This window comes from Faecalibacterium sp. BCRC 81149, assembly GCF_022750605.1.
In the GTDB taxonomy this organism is placed as follows: domain Bacteria; phylum Bacillota; class Clostridia; order Oscillospirales; family Ruminococcaceae; genus Faecalibacterium; species Faecalibacterium duncaniae.
In genome coordinates this window covers 1-23,334 of sequence record NZ_QXJA01000001.1, presented here as the reverse complement: position 1 = coordinate 23,334, position 23,334 = coordinate 1, and the positions used below count along the sequence as shown (strand labels likewise).

22 protein-coding genes are annotated in these 23,334 nt (G+C 57.4%); 18 read left to right on the top strand and 4 right to left on the bottom strand.

The features are described from left to right. Nucleotides 1-141 precede the first annotated feature (141 nt). The 5 genes from D3F01_RS00110 (at nucleotide 142) to D3F01_RS00090 (ending at nucleotide 7,767) form a co-directional block, all read left to right on the top strand. A complete protein-coding gene (locus D3F01_RS00110) occupies nucleotides 142-1,371 on the top strand; it encodes a class I SAM-dependent rRNA methyltransferase (protein ID WP_242885393.1) in 1,230 nt (409 codons plus the stop codon). A gap of 411 nt (nucleotides 1,372-1,782) precedes the next feature. Then, nucleotides 1,783-3,870, top strand: a complete 2,088-nt coding sequence (locus D3F01_RS00105; RefSeq protein ID WP_156075758.1) for a glutamine synthetase III — start codon at nucleotides 1,783-1,785, stop codon at nucleotides 3,868-3,870. 202 nt (nucleotides 3,871-4,072) lie between these two features. Beyond that, complete coding sequence (locus tag D3F01_RS00100) at nucleotides 4,073-5,392, top strand: glutamine synthetase family protein (RefSeq protein WP_242885391.1); 1,320 nt, start codon at nucleotides 4,073-4,075, stop codon at nucleotides 5,390-5,392. Between the two features lie 75 nt (nucleotides 5,393-5,467). Then, a complete protein-coding gene (locus tag D3F01_RS00095) occupies nucleotides 5,468-6,037 on the top strand; it encodes an ANTAR domain-containing protein (RefSeq protein WP_097771242.1) in 570 nt (189 codons plus the stop codon). A gap of 98 nt (nucleotides 6,038-6,135) precedes the next feature. Beyond that, nucleotides 6,136-7,767 (top strand): CTP synthase, encoded by a 1,632-nt coding sequence (locus D3F01_RS00090; RefSeq protein WP_097771883.1) that lies wholly within the window; start codon nucleotides 6,136-6,138, stop codon nucleotides 7,765-7,767. 115 nt (nucleotides 7,768-7,882) lie between these two features. On the opposite strand, the gene D3F01_RS00085 is transcribed toward D3F01_RS00090, so the two are convergent. Beyond that, nucleotides 7,883-8,641 carry an RICIN domain-containing protein gene (locus D3F01_RS00085; RefSeq protein WP_242885388.1) on the bottom strand — a complete coding sequence of 253 codons (759 nt, stop codon included), beginning with the start codon at nucleotides 8,639-8,641 and terminating at the stop codon, nucleotides 7,883-7,885. A 261-nt stretch (nucleotides 8,642-8,902) separates the two neighbouring features. Further along, entirely contained in the window at nucleotides 8,903-10,099 is a 1,197-nt protein-coding gene (locus D3F01_RS00080) for a cation:proton antiporter (RefSeq protein WP_242885385.1), read from the bottom strand. Between the two features lie 326 nt (nucleotides 10,100-10,425). On the opposite strand from D3F01_RS00080, the gene rpsF reads away from it, so the two are divergent. Genes rpsF through rpsR form a run of 3 tightly spaced genes read left to right on the top strand, consistent with a single transcriptional unit; the run spans nucleotide 10,426 to nucleotide 11,524 of the window. Then, the gene (rpsF, locus tag D3F01_RS00075; protein WP_005933510.1) at nucleotides 10,426-10,710 is read left to right on the top strand and encodes a 30S ribosomal protein S6; all 285 of its coding nucleotides are present in this window, start codon (nucleotides 10,426-10,428) and stop codon (nucleotides 10,708-10,710) included. Nucleotides 10,711-10,740: 30 nt separating this feature from the next. Beyond that, on the top strand, nucleotides 10,741-11,220 hold the full coding sequence (gene ssb / locus D3F01_RS00070; RefSeq protein WP_005933513.1) for a single-stranded DNA-binding protein: 480 nt from the start codon (nucleotides 10,741-10,743) through the stop codon (nucleotides 11,218-11,220). A gap of 46 nt (nucleotides 11,221-11,266) precedes the next feature. Further along, nucleotides 11,267-11,524, top strand: coding sequence for a 30S ribosomal protein S18 (gene rpsR / locus D3F01_RS00065; protein ID WP_050762800.1), 258 nt, complete (start codon nucleotides 11,267-11,269; stop codon nucleotides 11,522-11,524). On the opposite strand, the gene D3F01_RS00060 is transcribed toward rpsR, so the two are convergent. Next, a complete protein-coding gene (locus D3F01_RS00060; protein WP_156061002.1) occupies nucleotides 11,514-11,669 on the bottom strand; it encodes a hypothetical protein in 156 nt (51 codons plus the stop codon). The genes rpsR and D3F01_RS00060 overlap by 11 nt on opposite strands. A 323-nt stretch (nucleotides 11,670-11,992) precedes the next feature. On the opposite strand from D3F01_RS00060, the gene D3F01_RS00055 reads away from it, so the two are divergent. The 7 genes from D3F01_RS00055 (at nucleotide 11,993) to D3F01_RS00025 (ending at nucleotide 18,812) form a co-directional block, all read left to right on the top strand. Further along, the gene (locus D3F01_RS00055) at nucleotides 11,993-13,009 is read left to right on the top strand and encodes a LacI family DNA-binding transcriptional regulator (RefSeq protein WP_117476108.1); all 1,017 of its coding nucleotides are present in this window, start codon (nucleotides 11,993-11,995) and stop codon (nucleotides 13,007-13,009) included. Nucleotides 13,010-13,069: 60 nt separating this feature from the next. Then, on the top strand, nucleotides 13,070-14,410 hold the full coding sequence (locus D3F01_RS00050; RefSeq protein WP_242885383.1) for an extracellular solute-binding protein: 1,341 nt from the start codon (nucleotides 13,070-13,072) through the stop codon (nucleotides 14,408-14,410). Between the two features lie 96 nt (nucleotides 14,411-14,506). After that, a complete protein-coding gene (locus D3F01_RS00045) occupies nucleotides 14,507-15,358 on the top strand; it encodes a sugar ABC transporter permease (RefSeq protein ID WP_098922200.1) in 852 nt (283 codons plus the stop codon). Beyond that, on the top strand, nucleotides 15,358-16,200 hold the full coding sequence (locus D3F01_RS00040; RefSeq protein ID WP_098922199.1) for a carbohydrate ABC transporter permease: 843 nt from the start codon (nucleotides 15,358-15,360) through the stop codon (nucleotides 16,198-16,200). Before D3F01_RS00045 ends, D3F01_RS00040 begins: the two co-directional genes overlap by 1 nt. Before the next feature lie 13 nt (nucleotides 16,201-16,213). Beyond that, nucleotides 16,214-17,692: a 4-alpha-glucanotransferase gene (gene malQ, locus D3F01_RS00035; protein ID WP_242885382.1), complete on the top strand. Its 1,479-nt coding sequence runs from the start codon at nucleotides 16,214-16,216 to the stop codon at nucleotides 17,690-17,692. 319 nt (nucleotides 17,693-18,011) lie between these two features. Continuing rightward, the gene (locus D3F01_RS00030; protein ID WP_005933531.1) at nucleotides 18,012-18,458 is read left to right on the top strand and encodes a hypothetical protein; all 447 of its coding nucleotides are present in this window, start codon (nucleotides 18,012-18,014) and stop codon (nucleotides 18,456-18,458) included. A 24-nt stretch (nucleotides 18,459-18,482) separates the two neighbouring features. Further along, on the top strand, nucleotides 18,483-18,812 hold the full coding sequence (locus D3F01_RS00025; protein WP_117476103.1) for a hypothetical protein: 330 nt from the start codon (nucleotides 18,483-18,485) through the stop codon (nucleotides 18,810-18,812). Between the two features lie 87 nt (nucleotides 18,813-18,899). Here the strand turns inward: D3F01_RS00025 and D3F01_RS00020 are convergent, their stop codons facing one another. Continuing rightward, on the bottom strand, nucleotides 18,900-20,192 hold the full coding sequence (locus D3F01_RS00020; RefSeq protein ID WP_242885381.1) for a galactokinase family protein: 1,293 nt from the start codon (nucleotides 20,190-20,192) through the stop codon (nucleotides 18,900-18,902). A gap of 224 nt (nucleotides 20,193-20,416) precedes the next feature. On the opposite strand from D3F01_RS00020, the gene D3F01_RS00015 reads away from it, so the two are divergent. The 3 genes from D3F01_RS00015 to D3F01_RS00005 all read left to right on the top strand — a co-directional run. After that, nucleotides 20,417-21,280: an AraC family transcriptional regulator gene (locus D3F01_RS00015; protein ID WP_035394341.1), complete on the top strand. Its 864-nt coding sequence runs from the start codon at nucleotides 20,417-20,419 to the stop codon at nucleotides 21,278-21,280. Between the two features lie 28 nt (nucleotides 21,281-21,308). Continuing rightward, entirely contained in the window at nucleotides 21,309-22,682 is a 1,374-nt protein-coding gene (gene rlmD / locus D3F01_RS00010; RefSeq protein WP_242885379.1) for a 23S rRNA (uracil(1939)-C(5))-methyltransferase RlmD, read from the top strand. Nucleotides 22,683-22,909: 227 nt separating this feature from the next. Then, the coding region (locus D3F01_RS00005) for a helix-turn-helix domain-containing protein (RefSeq protein ID WP_242885377.1) at nucleotides 22,910-23,334 on the top strand (425 nt) is incomplete at its 3' end.

The window sequence follows — 23,334 nt, the reverse complement described above, 5'->3', positions numbered from 1 at the left end:
CTCCCCCAAAGGGGGAGCCAAGAGCCGCTCTGTATTCAAGCTTGATGAGACTAAATCGAAAATCGCCAAAGGCTCTCCCTTTGGGAGAGCTGGCGAGCGGAGCGAGACTGAGAGGGCGAGCCAGTTATAACAGGAGCAACTATGAAATCTTCTCGCAATTACCCCGTTTACACCGTCAACAAACACGCCGAGGGCCTGCTGGTGGGCGGCCACCCCTGGGTGTACGAAAACGACATCCTGGGTTCCCCGGAGGTGGAGCCTGAAAACGGCACGCTGGTCGATGTGGTCAGCACAAAGGGTGCCTATCTCGGCACCGGTTTTCTCTCGCTGAAAAGCAAGATCCGGGTGCGGCTCATCTCCCGCAACGCCAACGACACCTTTGATGCCGCTTTCTGGAAGCGCCGTGTCGAATACGCCTGGGCCTACCGCAAGACCGTGCTGGAGCCCGCCGACCTGACCGCCTGCCGTGTCATCTTTGGCGAGGCTGACCAGTTCCCGGGCCTGACTGTGGACCGGTTCAGCAATATCCTTGTCACCCAGACCCTGAGCGTGGGCATGGAAAAGCTCAAGCCCATCCTCTTCCCCCTTCTGGCAGAAGTTCTGCGCGCTGACGGCCAGACCATTGAGGGCATCTACGAGCGCAACGACGAGGCTCTGCGGGCCAAGGAGGGCCTGGCACAGAACAAGGGCTGGTTTGACCTGCCCGGCGAGACGCACCCCGACAGCACCCAGACCGAGATCTGCGAAAACGGCGTGTTCTACCACGTCGATTTTGAGAACGGCCAGAAAACCGGCTTTTTCCTCGACCAGAAATACAACCGCCGGGCTGTGGCCCGCATTGCTGCCGGTCACACTGTGCTGGACTGCTTTACCCACACCGGCAGCTTTGCGCTGAACGCCGCCAAGGGCGGGGCTGCCCGGGTCACCGCCGCTGACATCAGCGCCGAGGCCATTGCCATGGCCCAGCGGAACGCCCAGCGCAACAACCTGACCAACATGGATTTCCTCTGCGAGGACACCTTTGAGCTGCTGCCCCGGCTGGAAAAGGAGGGCCACCCCTACGACTTTATCATCCTTGACCCGCCGGCCTTTACCAAGGCCCGCCGCACGGTGGAGAACGCCATGCGCGGCTATAAGGAAATCAACTACCGCGCCATGAAGCTGCTGCCCCGGGGCGGCTATCTGGCCACGGCCAGCTGCTCTCACTTTGCCACCGAGGAGCTGTTCATCAAGATGCTGCACGCCGCCGCAAAGGATGCTCACCGGCAGCTGCGGCAGATCGAGGTGCGCCAGCAGGCCCCGGATCACCCCATCCTGTGGGGCGTGCCCGAGACCAATTACCTGAAGTTCTTCCTGTTCCAGGTGATTTAACCCTCTCCGTCTGCTCACTTCGTTCGCATCCACCTCTCCCGAGGGGAGAGGCAACGCATCACAGAGAATAGATGCTGCTACATCTGGGATAGCCTTTGGCTCTCCCTTTGGGAGAGCTGCTGAGCGAAGCGAAGCTGAGAGGGCGAGGATGCCACCCGCAAAAGTCATACCAAATACGATATCTCCCAAAAAAACGAGAACGTGTTTGTGCAGAATCGTTAGTTTTGTCAATTGCCTTTTGAGCCGTTCCGGGATATAATCAAACCATAGACAGCAACGGCGCTGTGGGTCACCTCCTGACTCGCAGCGCCATTTTTGTTAAAAAGCTTTTCGCTGTTTCCGGGCCGCAGTTCGGCGGCGGGAGACAGTTTCGGAAGGGACAGACATAAGATCAAGTAAGGAGTAGGATTTATGGCAGCAAATGTTATGGAAATCTACGGCAGCAAGGTCTTTAACGAGCATGTAATGAAGGAGCGTCTGCCGAGCGCTACTTACAAGAGCCTGGAGCGCACCCTGCACAAGGGCGCACCCCTGGATATCGAGGTGGCAAACGTTGTGGCCAGCGTGATGAAGCGCTGGGCCATGGAGCTGGGCGCCACCCACTATACCCACTGGTTCCAGCCGCTGACCGGCATCACCAGTGAGAAGCACGACGGCTTTGTGAGCCCCGTGGGCGACGGTACCGCCATCATGGAGTTCTCCGGCAAGGAGCTGGTGCGCGGCGAGCCCGATGCTTCCTCCTTCCCCTCCGGCGGCCTGCGTGCCACCTGCGAGGCCCGCGGCTACACCGCATGGGACCCCACCAGCTACGCTTTCGTGAAGGATGACGTACTGTGCATCCCCACCGCTTTCGTCAGCTACACCGGCGAGGCACTGGACAAAAAGACCCCCCTGCTGCGCTCCATGAACGCACTGTCCGGTCAGGCCATCCGCATCCTGAAGCTGTTCGGCAAGGATGTTGATTACGTCTCCACCACCGTCGGCCCCGAGCAGGAGTACTTCCTTGTCAAGAAGGAAGACTACGAGGCACGTCAGGATCTGATCCTCACCGGCCGCACCCTGTTCGGTGCTCCCTCTGCCAAGGGTCAGGAGCTGGAGGAGCATTACTTCGGTGTCATCCGTCCCGAGGTCTCCGAATTTATGAAGGAGCTGGACGAGGAGCTGTGGAAGCTGGGCGTTCCCGCCAAGACCAAGCACAACGAAGTGGCTCCCTGCCAGCATGAGCTGGCCCCCATCTTCGACACCACCAATGTTGCCATTGACCACAACCTGCTGACCATGGAGATGATGAAGAAGATCGCTCCCAAGTACGGTCTGGTCTGCCTGCAGCACGAGAAGCCCTTTGAGGGCGTGAACGGCAGCGGCAAGCACAACAACTGGTCGCTGTCCACCACCGAGGAGAACCTGCTGGATCCCGGTGACACCCCCATGGAGAACCTGCAGTTCCTGGTGTTCCTTGCCGCCGTCATCAAGGCTGTGGACGAGTACGCCGACCTGCTGCGCACCTCTGTAGCCACCCCGGGCAACGATCACCGTCTGGGTGCCAATGAGGCACCCCCGGCCATCATCTCGATCTTTGTGGGCGAGGAGCTGGAAGCTGTCATCGATGCCATTGCATCTGATTCTCCTTATGCCGGCCCCGTGAAGATGAAGATGGATCTGGGCGTGGACGTGCTGCCTAAGTTCAGCAAGGATACCACCGACCGCAACCGCACCTCTCCCTTTGCCTTTACCGGCAACAAGTTCGAGTTCCGTATGCCCGGCTCTGCTCAGAACCTGAGCGACTGCGACACCATCCTGAACACCGCTGTTGCCAAGGAGCTGAAGGGCTACGCTGACGAGCTGGAGGGCGCTGAGGACTTTACCAGCGCTGCCATTGCCCTGGTCAAGCGCACCATCCGTGACCACCGCCGTGTCATCTTCAACGGCAACGGCTACACCGCCGAGTGGGAAGAGGAAGCAGCACGCCGCGGCCTGCCCAACAAGAAGAATACACCCGCCGCTCTGCCCGCACTGATCGACCCGAAGAACATCCAGCTGATGGAGGATTTCGGTGTCCTGACCAAGGTAGAGATGCACAGCCGTTACGAGGTCGAGATGGAGCACTACTCCAAGATCATCAACATCGAGGCTCTGACCATGCTGGAGATGGCCCGCAAGCAGCTGCTGCCCGCCATCAACGCCTACATGAGCGAGGTTGCCAACACCGCTGCATCCAAGCTGGCCGTCAGCGAGGCCATCAGCGTGCGCAGCGAGACCAAGACCCTCACCCGCCTGTCCACCGATGCCGATGCCATGAGCGATGCCATCGATGCCCTGCAGGCTGCCGTGGATACTGCTGAGGCCATGACCGATGAGAGTGCCAAGGCTGTCTCCTTCCACGATGACGTTCTGCCCAAGATGGATGCTCTGCGCGCCGCTGCTGACGATGCCGAGACCATCTGCGGTGAGGACTACTGGCCTCTGCCCAGCTACAGCAAGATGCTCTACTACGTCTGATCTTTCTGACATAGCTTGATAAGCATCGCTGGGTTGTTGGATTTTTAAGCCATTCCCCTTTTCCTATTTCTTACACCAGCCTAAAGACCTGCTTTGCGCATACGAAGCAGGCCTTTAGGCGTTTTTTAAGAACACAAGCCGATTTTTCCAGTTTTGCACTGTTGTGCCATTTGCCGCGCCCTGCGGCTCGGAGGGAACCACTATGAGCTATAATACCCAACAGGACATCCTTGATTTTGTGGAGGACAACAACGTCAAATTCGTCCGCTTTGCCTTCTGCGATATCTTTGGCACCCAGAAAAACATCGCCGTGCTTGCCAGTGACCTGCCCAAGGCCATGGAGGATGGTGTCTGCTTTGACGGCAGCTCCATTGCCGGTTTTATGAAGGTGGAGGAGAGCGATCTTGTGCTCCGGCCCGATCTTTCCACCGTGACCATCCTGCCCTGGCGGCCCACCGAGGGCCGGGTGATGCAGTTCTTCTGTGACGTGGAAAAGCCGGACGGCGCTGCCTTTGGCGGCAACTGCCGCGGCTTCCTGCGCCAGATGAGCCGCAGCTTCCGCAAGTTGGGCCTGACCTGCAACGTGGGGGCTGAGTGCGAGTTCTACCTGTTTGAGAATGACGACCGGGGCCGCCCCACCCGCATCCCCATCGACTTTGGCGGCTACTTTGATGTAGCCCCGCTGGATGCAGGTGAGAACCTGCGCCGGGACATCTGCCTGACCATGGAGCAGATGGGCATGAGCCCCCAGCACAGCCATCACGAGAGCGGCCACGGCCAGAACGAGATCGACTGCCACTACGCCGGCCCCCTGAAAACAGCCGACAATGTGATGATGTTCAAGCAGATTGTGCGAGCTGTTGCCATGCGCAACGGCATCCACGCCAGCTTCCTGCCCAAGCCCCTGCCGGATCAGGCCGGCAGCGGCCTGCACATCAACCTTTCGCTCTGCATGGACGGCCGCAATCTGTTTGAGGGCGACATTGCCCCGGACAGCATTGCAGGCAGCTTTATGGCGGGTGTTCTGGCCCACAGCCGGGAGCTGACCGTGTTCACCAATCCCCTGCCCAACAGCTACCAGCGCTTTGGCTGTGACGAGGCCCCCCGCTATGTAAGCTGGAGCCGCCAGAACCGCAGCCAGCTGGTGCGCATCCCGCAGGTCAAGGGCAACAACTGCCGCATGGAGCTGCGCAGCCCTGATCCTGCCTGCAACCCCTATCTGGCCGTGGGTCTGGTGCTGGCCGCCGGTCTGGACGGCATCGAGCACCGGATGGTGCTGCAGCCCCCCATCAACAAGAATCTGTTCGATCCCGCCGAGGCCGCAGGTCTTGGGCTGGAAAGACTGCCTTCCACGCTGGAGGAGGCTGTGCAGGCCGCGCAGGAGAGCGAGTTCCTGCGCCGCGTGCTGCCGGAGGAACTTTCGCATCGGTACTATGAGGAAGAACTGAAGCGCTGTGCCGCCCTGAAAGCTGCCGCCGACCCGGCAGAGTACGAGCGGGTGCACTACTTCAACGCCATCTGAACCGCTTTTGAGGGAAAGTACGAAGGGGCAATGATTCGGCCCCTTGCCTGGATGTAAGAGAAAGGAGCGATTCAAATGGGACGTGCTCTGATCGTGAGTGCCGGAGCAAGCTCCAACGAGTACATCTCCGCGCGGCTGGCAGAGCTGGGATACACCCGGCCTACGATCATCCCCAGTGGTGCCGAGGCCCGGCGCAGGATGCTGGAATCTGATTTTGAGTTGATCGTGGTCAACGCGCCTTTGCCGGACGAGTTCGGCCACGAGCTGTGTTCCTCTGCCGTAGAAAAAACAGACGCAGGCGTGGTGCTGCTGGCCAAGGCGGCAGCCGCCGAGCAGCTGCTGGCCCCCATGAGTGAGCAGGGGGTGCTGCTGCTGAGCAAGCCGTTCTCCAACACGCTGTTCCTGCAGGCCATCCATCTGGCCGCGGCCAGCAACCACCGCCTGCAGCTGCTCCGGCAGGAAAACGCGCGGATGCAGGAAAAGATCGCACAGGTACGGCTGGTCAGCCATGCAAAATGCTGTCTGGTGGAGCGGGAGCAGATGAGCGAGGATGCCGCCCACCGCTACATTGAAAAGCGCGCCATGGACACCCGGCGCAGCCGTGCAGAAATTGCACAGGAAATCCTTGATTCTTACGAGGATTAGGATTATAATCTGGTGTTGTATGTTTTGTTCCGGATGCGGTCGCATCCATACTGGGAAAGAATGATCTCTGAAAGATAAATTAGAGGAGGACTGAACAAATGGCAAAATTCATCTTTGTGACCGGCGGCGTTGTCTCCGGTCTGGGCAAGGGCATCACGGCGGCTTCTCTGGGCCGCCTGCTCAAGTGCCGCGGACTGAAGGTCGCCAGCCAGAAGCTGGACCCCTATGTGAACGTGGACCCCGGCACCATGAGCCCCTTGCAGCACGGTGAGGTATTCGTGACCGATGACGGCACTGAGACCGACCTTGATCTGGGCCACTATGAGCGCTTCATCGACGAAAATCTGAACAAGTATTCCAACCTGACCACCGGCAAGGTGTACTGGAACGTGCTGAACAAGGAGCGCCAGGGCGCTTATCTGGGTCAGACCGTCCAGATCATCCCCCACATCACCAACGAGATCAAGAATTACATCTACAACATGGCATCCTCTACCGATGCCGATGTGGTCATTACCGAGATCGGCGGCACCACCGGCGATATTGAGAGCCAGCCCTTCCTGGAGGCCATCCGTCAGGTGGGCCTGGAGCAGGGCCGCGACAACTGCTGCTACATCCATGTTGTGCTGGTGCCCTATATTTCCGGCTCCGACGAGTACAAGTCCAAGCCGGCCCAGCATTCCGTCAAGGAGCTGCAGGGCATGGGCGTGAACCCCGATATCATCATCCTGCGTGCTGACGGCAGCGTGGGCGGCGATATCCGCCGCAAGATCAGCACCTTCTGCAATGTCAAGCCTGAGTGTGTCATTGAGAACCTGACCATGCCCAGCCTGTACCAGTGCCCGCTGATGCTCCACACCAACGGTCTGGATGATGTGGTGGTGGAAAAGCTCAAGCTGGACGTGCCCCCCGCCGACCTGACCGAGTGGAAGGGTGTGGTCTCCCGCATTGCCACCCGCAGCAAGACCTGCACCATTGCGCTGGTGGGCAAGTACGTCAAGCTGCACGACGCTTATCTTTCTGTGATGGAGAGCCTGTACCACGCCGGTTTTGAGAACGACAGTCAGGTAGACATCAAGTGGGTGGAGAGCGAGGACCTGATCGATCAGGATGCCTGCAAAGAAGTGTTTGCTGACGTGGACGGCATCATTGTGCCCGGCGGCTTTGGTGACCGCGGCATCGAGGGCATGATCCAGGCCGCACAGTATGCCCGTGAGAACCAGATCCCCTACTTTGGCATCTGCCTGGGAATGCAGATCATGGTGATGGAGTTCGCACGCGGCGTGCTGGGCTATGCCGATGCCAATTCCAGCGAGTTCACCCCCGATGGTGCCCACAATGTCATTGCCCTGATGGCCGACCAGCAGGGCAACATCCCCAAGGGCGGCACCATGCGTCTGGGCAAGTACCCCTGCACCGTCAAGCCCGGCACCAAGATGGCCGAGTGCTACGGCGAGGCTGAGATCTGGGAGCGTCACCGTCACCGCTACGAGTTCAACAACGAGTTCCGTCAGGAGATGGAGGATGCCGGACTGGTCATTTCCGGCACCAGCCCTGACGGCCGTCTGGTGGAGACCGTGGAGCTGCCCGGCCGTGACTTCCATCTGGGTGCACAGTTCCACCCCGAATTCAAGAGCCGCCCCAACCGCGCTCATCCCCTGTTCAAGGGCTTTATCGCCGCCGCACTCAAATTCCGCATCCATGCACAGCGCGGCATGATGCACGTCTGACCTTCTCAGGCGTTTCGTTCCAGTTCTCCTCGCAGGGGAGGCCTGTAAGATCGCAATAAAAAAGCAGCTGCACTCCGTGTTTTTACGGAATGCAGCTGCTTTTTGCTTGTATTACTTACTTTTTAGCGGCAGCGGCCTTTTTGCGGGCAGCGCGGCTGGTCTTTTTGGCGGCGGGCTTCTTTGCGGGAGCCTTGGCAGCGGGAGCAGCGGCCTTGACAGGCTCTGCCTTCACCTCTTCGGCCTTAACAGGCTCGGCGGGCTTCTCCTCAGCCTTTGCAGGCTCCTCCACGGGCTTTTCCTCCACAACGGGCTTTTCCTTGACCTCCGGCTTTGCCTCCTCTGCAGGAGCGCTCTCGACCACAGGTGAAGTCTCTACAACGGGCTCCTCTGCCTTCTTGGCAGGGGCACGCTTTGCGCGGTCCTTCACCTCGGAAATGGTCCACAGCTGGTCATCGCCTGCGGCCTCCTGCCAGATCTGCAGGATGGCACCATCGTTGGCACCCATGCCCACAGTATCGATGCACTTGCCGCTGGCCCAGGAAGAACGCAGACGGACGGTGCCGGCGGGGGTGGGCTCCACGGCCCACATCTGGGAGGTGCCGCCCACATCCTCCCACAGGTGCAGCCAGGTGCCATTGGCGGTGCCGGTCATCATCAGGTCGATCAGCTTGCCGGATGCGCGGTTGCGGATGCGGTACACGCCGTCACCCTCGCGCACAAAGGCCCACTCCTGCTCGGGCTTGTGCTCGTACTTGCCCAGGCGGATATCGCCGCCGTTGGTGGCCTTCTCCACGGCCTGAATGACACTGCCGCCCTTGGCAGCGATGGTATAGAAGCGATCTGCCTCGATCACGGTCTGCGCTACAGTTTTCATGTAAATCCCTCCAAGTTTGTTTCTTTTGAGCCAATCATTTTCGTTTTACAGGTAAATTATACCACCTGCTGTTATTTTTTACAAGGATTTCGCCATTTCTTTAGCACTATTCACAAAAGGGCCCCGCTTTTCAGCCCGTTTTGCACCGTTTGCGAAAACTTTTCGCCCCGTTTCTCCCCATAAAGCAGCAGCACCCCGCCATTTCTGGTGAGGTGCTGCTGTCGTTTTGGAAAACATCAAGAGGGTTCTGGCAGAGCTCCCTTACTGCTTTGCCTGACTGGGATGCGGCTGCACAGGCATTTTAGTAAACAGCGCTTTCAGGACCAGCGGAGTGGCCACACTGGACACGACGATGAGCAGGATGACGGCGGTGAAGTAGACGGAATCCACCACGCCGATGTCCAGGCCCTTCTGGGCCACGATCAGGGCCACCTCGCCGCGGGTCATCATGCCAACACCCACCTTGAGGGAATCACCCCAGCTGAACCTGCAGACCTTGGCCGCCAGCCCGCAGCCGATGATCTTGGTGATCAGGGCCACCACCACGAAGCACACGCTGAACAGCAGGATCTCCGGGGTCAGGCCGCTGATATCTGTCTTCAGGCCGATGCTGGCGAAGAAGATGGGAGCAAACAGCACATAGTTGCTGATGTCCACCCGGCGCTCCACATAGGGGGCATCCTCCAGAGTGCACAGGACGATGCCTGCGATGTAGGCACCGGTGATGTCTGCAATGCCGAAGTAAGCCTCAGCAATGTAGGCCATGGCAAAGCAGAATGCCATACTGACGATGGTGATGCGCTGGGTGTGGGGGTTGCGCTTGTCCAGCCACTTCATGGCGAAATGGGCAATGATGCCCACGCCGATGGCGGTGGCGAAGAACAGCACGGTGTTCATCAGCACCTTACCCAGCCCTGTGCCGGTGCCGGAGCTGGCTCCCAGCACACAGGTCAGCACCACGATGCCGATGACATCATCGATAACGGCGGCACTGACGATGGTGGTGCCAAGGAAGCTCTTCAGGTGGCCCATCTCCTGCAGGGTGGCCACGGTGATGGACACACTGGTGGCGGTCATAATGGTACCGATGAAGAGAGCACGGTAGAACTCCTGGCTGCCCAACGCCGAGAAGCCGTAGAACAGACTATAAAGGAGCGTGCCCCCTGCCAGCGGCACCGCCACGCCCACACAGGCGATCAGTGTTGCGATGGGGCCTGCCTTGATCAGCTCCTTCAGGTTGGTGCCAAGGCCCGTGGAGAACATCAGCAGCACCACGCCGATCTCTGCAAAGATAGAAATGGTATCGCTGATATGCACAAGGTTCAGCAGGCAGGGCCCAATGATCAGGCCCGCAACGATCTCGCCCACCACCTGCGGTGCCTTGCACTTGCGGGCCACCAGCCCGAAGAACTTGGCACTGAGGATGATGATGGCAAGGTTCCGAAAAACAGAATACATAAATTTGTCTTCCTCCGTTCTATTTCTTTATACAGGGCGGCCGGCCGCGCCCGCCATCCTATTTCTTTATTATATCGCCGCTCATTGCCAAAATCAAAATGATTATCAATTTTTCTCGTTAAAAAAACAGACAAAGTTCACCAAAGCTTCAGCACAAATTTTTGTGCGGATTTTTGGGCCGTTGGGCTTGACAAAATAGCAGGGACTTGCTATAATAAATTGCTGTCTGAACAGACACGCCACACACGGCAGGCGATGCCGCATGTCGTGTGTACCCTTGGCCTCATAACCTTGAGGCCCTTAAGTCCAAAAGGAGGTGCTACAAAATGGCAAAGTACGAAACCATGCTGATTACCAGCGCCGCTCTCGACGAGGAGGCTACCGCCGCTCTGGTTGGTAAGTTCAAGACCCTGATCGAGAACAACGGTACGATCGATTCCATCGACGAGTGGGGCAAGCGCCGTCTGGCCTACCCCATCAACGACGAGGAGGAAGGCGTTTACACTGTGATCAACTTCACCAGCGAGCCCAGCTTCCCCGCTGAGCTGGACCGTGTGTACAAGATCACTGAAGGTGTTATGCGCAGCCTGATCGTTGCCCACGAGGAGTAATCTTTTCGTGACAGAAAGGGAGACCGTAAAATGTTGAATGTTGTTGCTATCATGGGCCGTCTTGTGGCGGATCCTGAACTCCGCACCACGCCCCAGGGCACCAATGTGTGCAGCTTCCGCATTGCCTGCGACCGCAATTTTGTGCGTCAGGGTGAGCAGCGTCAGGCTGATTTCATTGACATTGTTGCCTGGCGTTCTCAGGCCGAGTTTGTTTCTAAGTATTTCCAGAAAGGCAGTCTGATCGCCATCGAAGGCTCTCTTCAGACCCGCCAGTATCAGGATAAGAACGGCAACAATCGCACGGCTGTGGAAGTCGTAGCCAACAACATCAGCTTTGCAGGCCCCAAGAGCAGCAATCAGGGCGGTGGAGCAAATTATCAGAATTCTGCTCCCGCCTACCAGAACGCAGCCCCTGCCCGTCCGGCTGCTGTGGAGGCAGCTCCCAGCTATTCCGCCGGCAGTGCAGATGATTTTGCTGTCATTGATGACAGTGATGACCTGCCGTTCTGATTCCGTAACGGTCTGACCGTTCAATTCTTATAGGAGGTAATAAGCAATGGCTTTTGAAAGAACCGAAGGCTCTCGCCCCGCACGCCCCATGCGTCGCGGCCGCAAGAAGGTTTGCAGCTTCTGTGTCGATCGCATCGACACCATCGATTACAAGGACGTGCCCCGTCTGCGTAAGTACGTCTCTGAGCGTGCTAAGATCATTCCCCGCCGTGTGACCGGCACCTGCGCTTATCATCAGCGCGCACTGACCACCGCCATCAAGCGTGCTCGTCACGTTGCTCTGATGCCCTACGTCAGCGACTAATCAGAACTTTATCAACCCATTCAAAATAATCAGCAATCAGCAAAGCGCTTTCACCGATGACAAGGTGAAAGCGCTTTTTTGTTGTGTCTTTCGTTTGTGCAGTGCTCCCGGCACTCAGTAGTCTGCCTGTTTCTTTTTGCTGCATTCTGGGAACATCTTATGGAACCGTTCCCGCAGTTTCCGGGCAGATCTCTCTCATCCATAAAATTGCATCACTCGGTCAAAAAGTTACAAACTGGTACGGTTTTTCCGGCATTTCATGATATTTTACCGGGAATTTCCGAAATCAACCGGTGTTTTGATGTGCTGGCAAATCAATCTGCACAAATGCAAGTCGATTCTTTGTACACCTTTTACGAAATTACTTCCACATGATTGATTTTTTGAACAAACTGTGCCATACTATAGCCACTGGAAACGTTCCCGACACCGTTCCCGAAAATCCAACCGAAAGCGAGGGCACGCGATATGACGATCAAGGACATTGCCCGCATCAGCGGCTGTTCTGTCAGCACCATTTCGCGCGTCATCAATGACCGGCCGGATGTCCGGCCCGAGACCAAGGAGCATGTGCTCAAGGTCATGCGGGAGGCAGGTTTTACCCCCAACACCAACGCGCGGCAGCTGAAGATCCAGCAATCCCGTAGCCTGGTGTTCGTGGTCAAGGGGACCCGGAACATCTTCTTCTCCGACTTCCTCGTTCAGCTGCAGCGGGCCGCTACCCTGTATGGGTACAACGGCATCGTCTCCTACCTGGACGAGAACGCCAACGAGATCGATGCTGCCGAGAAGATCCTGCGGGAGATCAAGCCCAAGGGCATGATCTTTCTGGGCGGCAGTGTCACGAACTTCCAGAACGGCTTTGCAAACATCTCCGTTCCCTCCGTGCTGGCCACACTGGTCTCCAACGAATTGGACTTTCCCAACCTCTCGATGGTGGGTGTGGATGACCGGGCCGCAGCAAAAGCGGCAGTCTCCCATCTCATCGCACAGGGTCACCGCAAGATCGCGGTGCTGGGCGGTCCGGCCACCAGCTTTCCCAGCCGGATGCGTCGTCTGGGTGCGCAGGATGCCATGGAGGACGCAGGGCTTGTCCTTGACGATAAGCTCTATGGCCTGTCCAACTACGATTTCGAGTCCGCCTACCACGCCATGAACAGTCTGCTGGCCCGCCGGGCCGAGTTCACTGCCCTGTTTGCCATGAGCGATGTGATCGCCTTTGGTGCGATCCGGGCGCTGGTAAGCGCAGGGTTGCGGGTGCCGGAGGATGTCTCAGTGATCGGTTTTGATGGCATCACGATGTCCCGCTACTGCGTGCCGGTGATGACCACCATCGTCCAGCCCAGTGAACAGATCGCACTGCAGAGCATCGAGCTGCTGGTGCGGCAGATCGAACACGGAGCCCCGGCCCAGACCGTCACGCTCCAGCCGGAATTGCAGCAGGGCGAAAGCGTTTGCCCCTGCCGCCGGAACTATTCAGTCTAACTTCCGTCCTCATGCTGTGGACGGTGGCAGATATTAACCAAAAGAAGAAGGAGTACTACTATGAAAAAGATGATCTCTCGTCGTAACTTTCTGAAGGTCGCAGGCGCTTCTACCGCTGCTCTGGGCTTGGCTGCCTGTGGTGGTTCGTCCAGCTCCACCGCTTCCTCCACTGCCAGCTCTGCTGCCGGTTCCGAGACCGCTGCAAAGGCTGACGGCAAGGTCTACTACCTGAACTTCAAGCCCGAACAGGATCAGGCCTGGCAGGACCTGGCTGCTGCGTACACCAAGGAGACCGGCGTGCCTGTGACCGTTGTGACCGCCGCTTCCGGTCAGTACGAGACCACCCTGATGAGCGAGATGGAGAAGAGCGAGGCTCCTACCCTGTTCCAGGTCAACGGTCCTGTGGGTCTGGCCAACTGGAAGGATTACTGCTACGACCTGTCCGGCAGCAAGCTGTACGGCGAGCTGACCAGCGACTCCTTCGCCCTGAAGGACGGCGACGCTGTCACCAGCATCGCATACGTCATTGAGACCTACGGCATCATCTACAACAAGGAGCTGCTGACTGCCGCTGGCTACACCCAGGACGACATCAAGGGCTTTGACGATCTGAAGAAGGTCGCCGATGATATCCAGGCACGCAAGGCTGAGCTGGGCGTGGATGGCGCTTTCACTTCCGCCGGCATGGATGCCTCTTCTGACTGGCGTTTCAAGACCCATCTGGCAAACCTGCCCATCTACTACGAGTACAAGGCAGACGGCATCAGCTCCACCGACGCTATCAAGGGCACCTACCTCGACAACTACAAGCAGATCTGGGATCTGTACATCACCGATTCTACCTGCGACCCCACGCTGCTGGCTTCCAAGACCGGCAACGACGCTGTGGCCGAGTTTGTTGGTAAAAAGGCTGTCTTCTATCAGAACGGCACCTGGGCTTACAGCGACGTGAAGGATCTGGGCGACGACAACCTGGGTATGCTGCCCATCTACATCGGCGCTGAGGGCGAGGAGAACCAGGGCCTGTGCACCGGTTCCGAGAACTTCTGGTGCGTGAACAACACCTCTTCTGACGAGGACATTCAGGCCACTCTGGACTTCCTGTACTGGTGTGTCACCTCCGAGACCGGCACCAGCGCAATGGCTGATGATATGGGCTTTGTCATCCCCTTCAAGGCTGCAAAGGATTCCACCAACCCCCTGATCGCCATTGCAAACGACTACGTTGCAGCTGGCAAGACCAGTGTTGACTGGTGCTTCTCCACCATGCCTTCCGAGGAGTGGAAGAACGGCGTTGGTTCCGCTCTGACCGCTTACGCAGCAGGCACCGGCGATTGGAACGGCGTTGTGACCGCTTTTGTCGATGGCTGGGCTAAGGAGTACAAGCTGGCAAACGGCTAAGCATTCTCGGTTTTCTCTTTCCCCTTTTATTTGTGTAAACCGTAATGGGAGGCGGGCGAGCTGTTCGCCCGCCTCCTTTTGTTTTGGAGGTATATCATGCAAAAGGCCATCAGCAAATATTGGCCGGTGTTCGTGCTTCCTACGCTGATCGCGTTCATCATCGGCTTTATCTGGCCCTTTATCTGGGGCATCTTCCTTTCCTTCCAGCGCTTCACCACCGTGAGCAAGACCACCTTTGTGGGCATCCAGAACTATATTTCCGTGTTCCAGGATTCCACCTTCCTGCACGCTTTCGGCTTTACGGCAGCGTTCACTGTGGTCTCCACCGTGCTCATCAATGTCTGCGCCTTTGCCATTGCAATCGTGCTGACCCGCGGTATCAAGGGCACCAACATCTTCCGTACCGTCTACTTTATGCCCAACCTGATCGGCGGCATCCTGCTGGGCTACATCTGGCAGATCCTGCTCAACGGCGTGCTGGCAAACCTGCAAAAGCCCCTGCTGGCACTGGATGCCAAGGCCGGTTTCGTCGGTCTGGTCATTCTGATGTGCTGGCAGCAGATCGGTTATATGATGATCATCTACGTGGCCGGTCTGCAGAGCGTGCCCGGTGACCTGATCGAGGCTGCCAAGATCGACGGTGCTTCTGACCGCGAGATCCTGTTCAAGATCAAGCTGCCCATGGTCATGCCCAGCATCACCATCTGCACCTTCCTGACCCTGACCAACAGCTTCAAGCTGTTCGACCAGAACGTTGCTCTGACCGCAGGCGAACCTGCCAACGCCAGTGAAATGCTGGCCCTGAACATCTACAATACCTTCTATGGCCGCTCCGGTGCTCAGTGGAAGGGCATCGGCCAGGCAAAGGCTGTGGTATTCTTCCTGATCGTTGTGGTCATCTCTCTGGCGCAGCTCCACTTCACCCGTTCTAAGGAGGTCCAGCAGTAATGATTAAACAGAAAAAGTTGTGGGATAACATTCTCACCGTCATCATGGCCCTGCTTTGCCTGCTGTGGATCTACCCCATCGTCCTGATTCTGCTGAACAGCCTGAAAAAAGAGGGTACCTTTACCACCTCTACCGTGTTCCAGCTGCCCACCAGTGAGAGCTTTGCAGGCCTTTCCAACTACGTCTACGGCGTGATCAAAATGGGCTTCCTCTCCAGTCTGGGCTACAGCCTTGTCATTACCGTTTCCAGTGTGGTCCTCATCCTGCTGTGCTGCTCCATGACAGGCTGGTACCTGACCCGCGTGAACAACAAGCTCAGCAAGTTTATGAACCTGCTCATCGTGTTCTCGATGGTCGTCCCCTTCCAGATGGTCATGTTCACCCTCTCCAAGACCGCAGACACCCTCAAGCTGAACACCCCCTGGAACATCTGCATCATCTATCTGGGCTTTGGTGCCGGTCTGGCTGTGTTTATGTTCACCGGCTTTATGAAGAGCGTTCCCATTGAGATCGAGGAGGCCGCCATGATCGATGGCTGCAACCCCATCCAGATCTTCTTCAAGATCGTGTTCCCCATCCTGAAGCCTACCATGATCTCCACCGCCATTCTGGAAACCATGTGGGTCTGGAACGACTACCTGCTGCCCACTCTGGTGCTGGATATCAAGAAGTACCGCACCATCCCCATGGCGATCCAGTACTTCCGCGGCGGCTACGGCCGCGTGGAGCTGGCCCCCATGATGGCCTGCATCATCATCGCCATCATCCCCATCATCATCCTGTACATGACCTGCCAGAAATACATCATTGAAGGTGTTGTTGCAGGCGCTGTCAAGGGCTAAGGAGGAGTTCACCATGCGAGCATGCGGCATTCTGATGCCCGTTTTTAGTCTGCCGGGGCCTTTTGGCATCGGCACGCTGGGGAAAGAAGCCTTTTCGTTCGTGGATTTTCTGGCCCGTGCAAAGCAGACCTATTGGCAGATCCTGCCCATTGGCCCCACCGGCTACGGTGACAGCCCCTACCAGAGCTTTTCTGCCTTTGCCGGAAACCCCTACTTTATCGATTTCCGTGTCCTGCACGAGCAGGGCTATCTGACCGCCGATGAGATTCCCGCTGAGGTTCCGGTTGGACCGGTGGACTACGGCGTGCTCTACCAGCAGCGCCCGGTGGTGCTGCAAAAAGCCGCTGACCGTCTGCTGGCTGCAGCCAGCGTGGAGTACAAAGACTTCTGCACGGCACAGAGCTTCTGGCTGGACGATTACGCCCTGTTCATGGCCGTCAAGGCCGAACAGGGACAGGCAGGCCTGTGTGACTGGCCGGATGACCTGCGCACCCGCCAGCCCGCGGCCGTAGACGCTGCCAGGGAACGTCTGGCCGGGCAGGTGGATTATTTCAAGGCGGTGCAGTTCTTCTTCTACACCCAGTGGAATGCCCTGAAAGCCTATGCCAACGGCAAGGGCATCCAACTGGTGGGAGATATTCCCATCTACGTCAGCCCAGATTCCAGCGATCTGTGGACGCGGCCGGAGCTCTTCCAGACCGATGGCCAGACCCACCTGACGCAGGTGGCAGGCTGTCCCCCGGATGCCTTTGCGGCAGACGGTCAGCTCTGGGGCAATCCGCTCTACGACTGGCCCCGCCACAAGGCCGAGGATTTCGCCTGGTGGAAGCGCCGGATGCGGCACGCTACTTCGATTTATGATGTCGTGCGCATCGACCACTTCCGTGGTTTTGAGAGCTACTACGCCATCCCTGCCGGAAACAAGACAGCGGCGGGCGGCCACTGGGAAAAGGGGCCGGATCGTGCTTTCATCGATGCCATCCACGAGACCCTGGGTCAGGGCAGCATCATTGCGGAGGATCTGGGATACCTGACCCCTGAGGTCAAGACCATGCTGGCTGCCAGCGGCTACCCGGGCATGAAAATCATGCAGTTTGCCTTTGACAGCCGGGAACCGGGCAACTATCTTCCCTACACCTACCCTCACAACAGCGTGGTCTACACCGGCACTCATGACAATGTGACCACCGAGGGCTGGCGGCAATCTGCCAGCCCCGAGGATGTCCACTATGCCTGCCGTTACCTGCGCTGCCTGCCCGAGGATCTGACAGAGGCCATGATCTGCGCCTGCCTTGCCAGTGTTTCGGATATGGCCATCATCCCCATGGCCGACTGGCTGCATCTGGGCGCGGAGGCCCGCATCAACACCCCCAGCACCCAGGGAGCCAACTGGCAGTGGCGGCTGGACACCCCGCTTACCAGTCTGCTGGCCGAGCATATTGCCGATCTGACAGCACTGTATGACCGGGCTCCGGCTGCGGCAGACCGCTAAAACGTTCCTTCTTCTTTTCTCCCCATACAAAGACGGCAGGCCCTAGCCCCCTCCTTTCCGGAGGAACTGGTGCCCGCCGTCTCTTTTTGCATTATTTTCAATTTTCACACAACATTTTTTCGCCGCATCCCGCACAGGACGTTCCACATATTTCCGCGCAGAACCGTTTCTTTTTTACAAAACGGCCACAGTATCTTCACAATTCTTTCGCATTTGGGGTTTCATCGCTCTCTTGTTGTTTTTGGGTAATTATGCTATAATCCAATTAGCTTCACGTCCGCCTTTGCGCGGATTTTACGAACGAAAGGAGTTTTCCACCATGGAATTTACCTATCAGAGCACGATGCAGCTGCCCGCATCCTATGCGGTTCTCTCCGAAGATGAAATGGTCTACACCGTTGGCGGCGCTTTTGAGCTGAATATCAACGCGCAGGATGTCCTGAATTTCACCGTTAATGTCGGTGTCAACCTGGTACGTATGCTGGGTCAGGCTGCCATCAGCAACACCATTGCCGGCATCATTGACATGCGGAACGATGGTCTGACCACGATGGGTGCCATTGAGCATTACTGGGGCCGCCAGACTCCCGTGGGCAAGACCATGACTGTGGTTGCTGCCGGTTTTGCAGGCGTTTATGTCTACTACTGGGCTAGGTCTGCTATTGAAAGCTTCCTGTCCATTTACAATGACATGCGGAACATCTACAACGAGAGCGAAGCCAAAAATCAGGCACAGGCCGCAGGTACAGCAGCTCTGGCCGCCTGAGTAAATCTTTGAAAGGAGCCTTTTATGGAAAACTTGCGTATGCCTGCATCTTATGCAACGCTTCCGGAAGAAGAGCTGCCGGAGATCTTTGGCGGCGGAGAACTGGGAGATGCATTGGACAGCTTTACGGATAACCTCCACCTGGACGATTTCTTCTTTCAGGGGGGGATCCTCTCCATCTCCATCTCGTTTGTGCCTCTGCTCCTGTTCAATGTTGTTGTTTCTGGCTACCGGTTTGTAGAGAACATTTACAAGAACCTGTCCAACTGGTTCGGTTATCACGATGATACCTTCTCTGCCGTTTCTAATTTCACGGATGAAATGCGCCAAAAACAGCAGCAACGCGGTATCTGAGCCCTTTTCCCTGTAACACGAAAGAGCTTCACAATTCCGGCTTCTGCCGGAGTGTGAAGCTCTTTTTGTTTGGCCGCTTCCAGATGTTCAAATGACCCGCAGGGCCCCCTGCTCCCGCAGACGGAGCAGATAGCAGCTGCCCGCACCGAACACCTTTTCCATGGCATTGTGATACTTTGCCGTCAGCGCACCGGGCACAAACGCCTGAATGGTCCCTGCAAAGCCGCCGCCCTGCATCCGCCAGGCTCCCCCCTGCCCCCCCAGCAGAGTCTGACTGAGGGCAAGCGCCACCGAGAGCCCCTGATGCCGTACGTCCGTAGAGCAGTAAACGTTCTGGCACAGGGCAAAAGAAGCGTGTCCGCTTTCCAGAATCAGCTGCAGGAAAGCATTGAAATCCCCGCTGACCAGGGCATTCCGCTGGGCCAATGCGCGGGCATTCTCCTCAAAATAGTGGATCGCACGCAGAACGGCACAATCCCCGCAAGCCCTGCGCAGGCGTGGCAGAGCCGTCCAGAACTCCTGCTCTTTGACCTGCCCCAATACCTTACCGCCCAGACAGGCCGCCACCGATTCCATTTCGTTCCGGATGGCCGCAAATTCACCGGTCAGCTCACTGTGACTCCCCCGGGTATCGGTCACGCAAAGGGTCATGTCCGCCGGGAGCAGCCCTGCCGTGTGGATCTTTTCTATCCGGGGCTTCTTTGGGTCGGCAAAATCCGCAAAGATGACCCCGCCCACGGCGCTGGTCAGCTGATCCAACAGGCCGCTGGGTTTTCCGAAATATGTATTTTCCGCATACTGGCAAATCTTCGCCAGCTCCGGCGCAGTCAGGCCACAGCCATATTCCCCGTTCAGGATGGCCGCCATTCCCATCTCAAAAGCCGCCGAGCTGGAAAGCCCGCTGCCCCGAAGCACGTCGCTGGCGGTATAGGCATCGAAGCCCCCCACCGTCTTTCCCTGTGCCCGGAAACCTTCCGCAATGCCCCGGATCAGACTGGCCGAATGGGTGCTCTCGCCCTGCTGGGGCTCGGCCTCGCTCAGATCAATGACATCCAGCTTGTTGAAGCCCCGGGATTTGACCCGGATAAAACCGTCGTCACTGGGGGATGCCACTGCGACCAGATCCAGCGTCACCGCTGCCGCAAGACCATACCCGTGCTGATGATCGGTATGGTTGCCGCCCAGCTCTGCCCGGCCCGGAGCCGAGTAGACATGCACCTGCCGCCCGGGGCCATAGTACAACTCAAACTGTTCCAGCGCGGCGGCATACCGCTGCCGCTGGCGGGCCAGCACCGCCGGTTCTGTGCCATAGAGCGTGCAGAGCGCTTCGTCCCACTGCCCCGCAAGGATCTCCCGCCTGAGTTGTGTACTGGTCGCCATGGCCATTCCTCCTCCACAAACGTTCTCCGCAAAGTCCGTGCATGAAGGTTCCATGCACTTGGGTTAGCCTTATTGTACTTCATTCCGCCCTCTTTTGCAATTTGAATCCGCAAAAAATCCAATTTCGGCGCGAAAACCAAAGTTTCGGATGTACTTTTGTTGAATTTGCAGATACAGTTATGATATACTGGAGTCAAGAATGCGGTCAACTGGAGGAAACGATCATGGCAGATGTCTACAAGCAGTCCTTCAAGCAGAATTACACCAATAATATTGAATTATCCATCTTCAACTGTGGTCTGGAACGCTGTGCCCCGGGCCAAACCTGGGGCCCCGGTATCCGGGATCACTACCTGATCCATCTGGTGGTCTCGGGCAAGGGCACCTTTGAAGTGGGCGGCAAGACCTTTGAGGTCGTGCCGGGAGATCTGTTCTTTGCCCGGCCCAGTCAGCTCATCCGCTACTCTGCCGATGAGCAGCAGCCCTGGGAGTACAGTTGGGTCGGCTTCAACGGTGCCTGCGCTCACAAACTGGCGGCACAGCTACCCTTTACCGACACTGCTCCTGTGCACCACACGCAGGACCCGGAGGGAATGCGGGCAGCTCTGACCAACATCTATTCTTCCCGTGGGTTAGAGCCTCAGGATGAGGCTGCCATGGTGGGATACCTCTACCTGTTCATCTCTGCCCTGATGAAGGAGACCAGCGAGACGCGCCCCCACAACGCTTCCTCCTCCAATCAATATGTGCTGAATGCCATCAAATACATCCAGTTCAACTATTCGCACGACATCTCCATTGATGATGTCGCTAAGAGCGTGGGCGTTTCCCGCAGTCATCTGTACCGGGTGTTTATGCTCAATGTGGGCAAGAGCCCCATCGATTATCTGACCGAATACCGCATCAACGAAGCCTGCAAGCTACTGAGGGCCGGCAACCTTTCCATTGCAGAGGTTGCCATCTCGGTGGGCTTCTTTGACCAGTTCTATTTTTCCCGGGTCTTCAAGCGGGCCAAGGGGATGCCGCCCAGCAAATACATTGCCGCCCAGAGCGAAAATGCAGATGCCCCCGCTTCGGAAGAAGCCTGACCCAATCCCATTCCAAAGGAGAATTTCCATGCCCTTACAAAAAAATCAGGTGCTGACCCTGACCATTGAGCGCCTGTCCAACGATGGCAGCGGCGTTGCTCACAGCCCGGACGGCGAGGCTGTGTTCATACCCGGCACCGCCCCCGGTGACGTTGCCGCCATCCGCATCGTCAAAGATTGCGGCCGCTACGCTTTCGGTATTCTGGATGCCATTCAGACTCCCTCGCCTGACCGTATCCCGGTAGATTGTGCAGTGGCCGGCCCTTGCGGTGGCTGCAGCCTGCGGCATCTGGATTATGCCGCTGAACTGCGCGCCAAGGGTGAAAGCGTTACCGATGCTTTCCGCCGCATTGGCGGGCTGGATGTACCCGTGCTGCCGCCCCTCCCCTCCCCCGAGATCGACCGCTACCGCAATAAAGTTCAATTCCCGGTGGGCTGTGATAAGAATGGCAAGCCCTGCATCGGTTTCTACGCCGGGCGCACCCACCGCATTGTACCCTGCCCCGACTGCAAGCTGCAGCCGGATGTGCTGAACGAGATCGGCAATACCCTCTGCGATTTCTTTGCCGCCCACAACATTCAGCCCTACGATGAGCAGACGGGCAAGGGGCTGGTGCGTCATATGTTTCTGCGCCGGGGTGTCCACAGCGGCCAGATCATGGTCTGTCTGGTCTGCACCCGGGCAAAGCTGCCCCACGCAGAGGAGCTTTGCCGCGCACTGACTGCGCAGTTTTCCGATATCGCTACCATCCTGATCAATGTCAACGCCAGAAACACCAATGTGATCCTGGGCAGCGAGACCCACACCCTGTACGGCCCCGGGTTCATCGAGGACACCCTCTGCGGCGTTCCGGTGCAGCTGGGCCCCTTGTCGTTCTATCAGGTCAACACCCTGGCCGCTGAGCAGCTCTATGGCATTGCCGCAGAATATGCTCAGTTGACCCCGGATGACCTGCTGTTGGACCTCTACTGCGGCATGGGCACCATTGGCCTGTCCATGGCAGACCATTGCCGGGAGCTCATCGGCGTGGAGATCGTGCCTGAGGCCATCGAAAGCGCCAAGGCCAATGCAGCCCGCATGGGTGATACCATAGCCGCAAAGAGCCGCTTCTTCTGCGCCGATGCTGGTAAGGCCGCCTCTCAGCTTGCCGCCGAGGGCCTGCACCCGGATGTTGTGATGCTCGACCCGCCCCGCAAAGGCTGTGATGAAGCAACCCTTTCCGCTGTCGTCGCCATGTCCCCCCGCCGGGTGGTCTATGTCAGCTGCAACCCCTCCACCGCTGCCCGGGATGCCAAGTGGTTGGAAGAGCATAGGTATCGGGCCGAAAAGGTGCAGCCCGTGGACCTTTTCCCGAGGACGAGGCACGTCGAAGCGATAGTTTCGCTACAAAGAGAAATCTAGTAGAAATCCTCCGTTTTACGTTATTTTCTCGTCACGTTGTGTTCGATGGCGAGGGCGATAAACTCCGCAACAAACGCATTGAAAATCACATTACTGTTTCGGTGGTAATTGATATGGAGTGCGGAAACACAAAGAATTGAATATCTAACAATCGGCATAGCCGCAGACTTTCACAAAAAGCCTGCGGCTTTTTCTTTGCCCAAAAACAGAAAGGAGGCATCCGTGAAATGGCAGTATTTCGGGTAGAAAAGAACAGCGGCTATACGGTCATGTCGAACCATCATCTGCGGAACCGGGCCTTGTCCCTGAAAGCCAAAGGCTTACTCTCCCAAATGCTCTCCCTGCCGGAAGATTGGGACTACACCCTGCAAGGGCTGGCCCGTATCAATCGGGAAAGCATAGATGCGATACGGCAGGCCATCCGGGAACTGGAACAGACGGGCTACATCCAGCGTTCCAGAGAACGGGACGAGAAAGGGCGGCTGCGTGGTGCAGACTATGTGATTTTCGAGCTGCCGCAGCCCGTTCCTGCATCGGTTTCACCTACATTGGAAAATCCAACGTTGGAGAATCCCACGCAGGAAAACCCTACGTTGGAAAATCCAATGCAATTAAATAAAGATAAACTAATTACAGAAAAACAAAAGAAAGA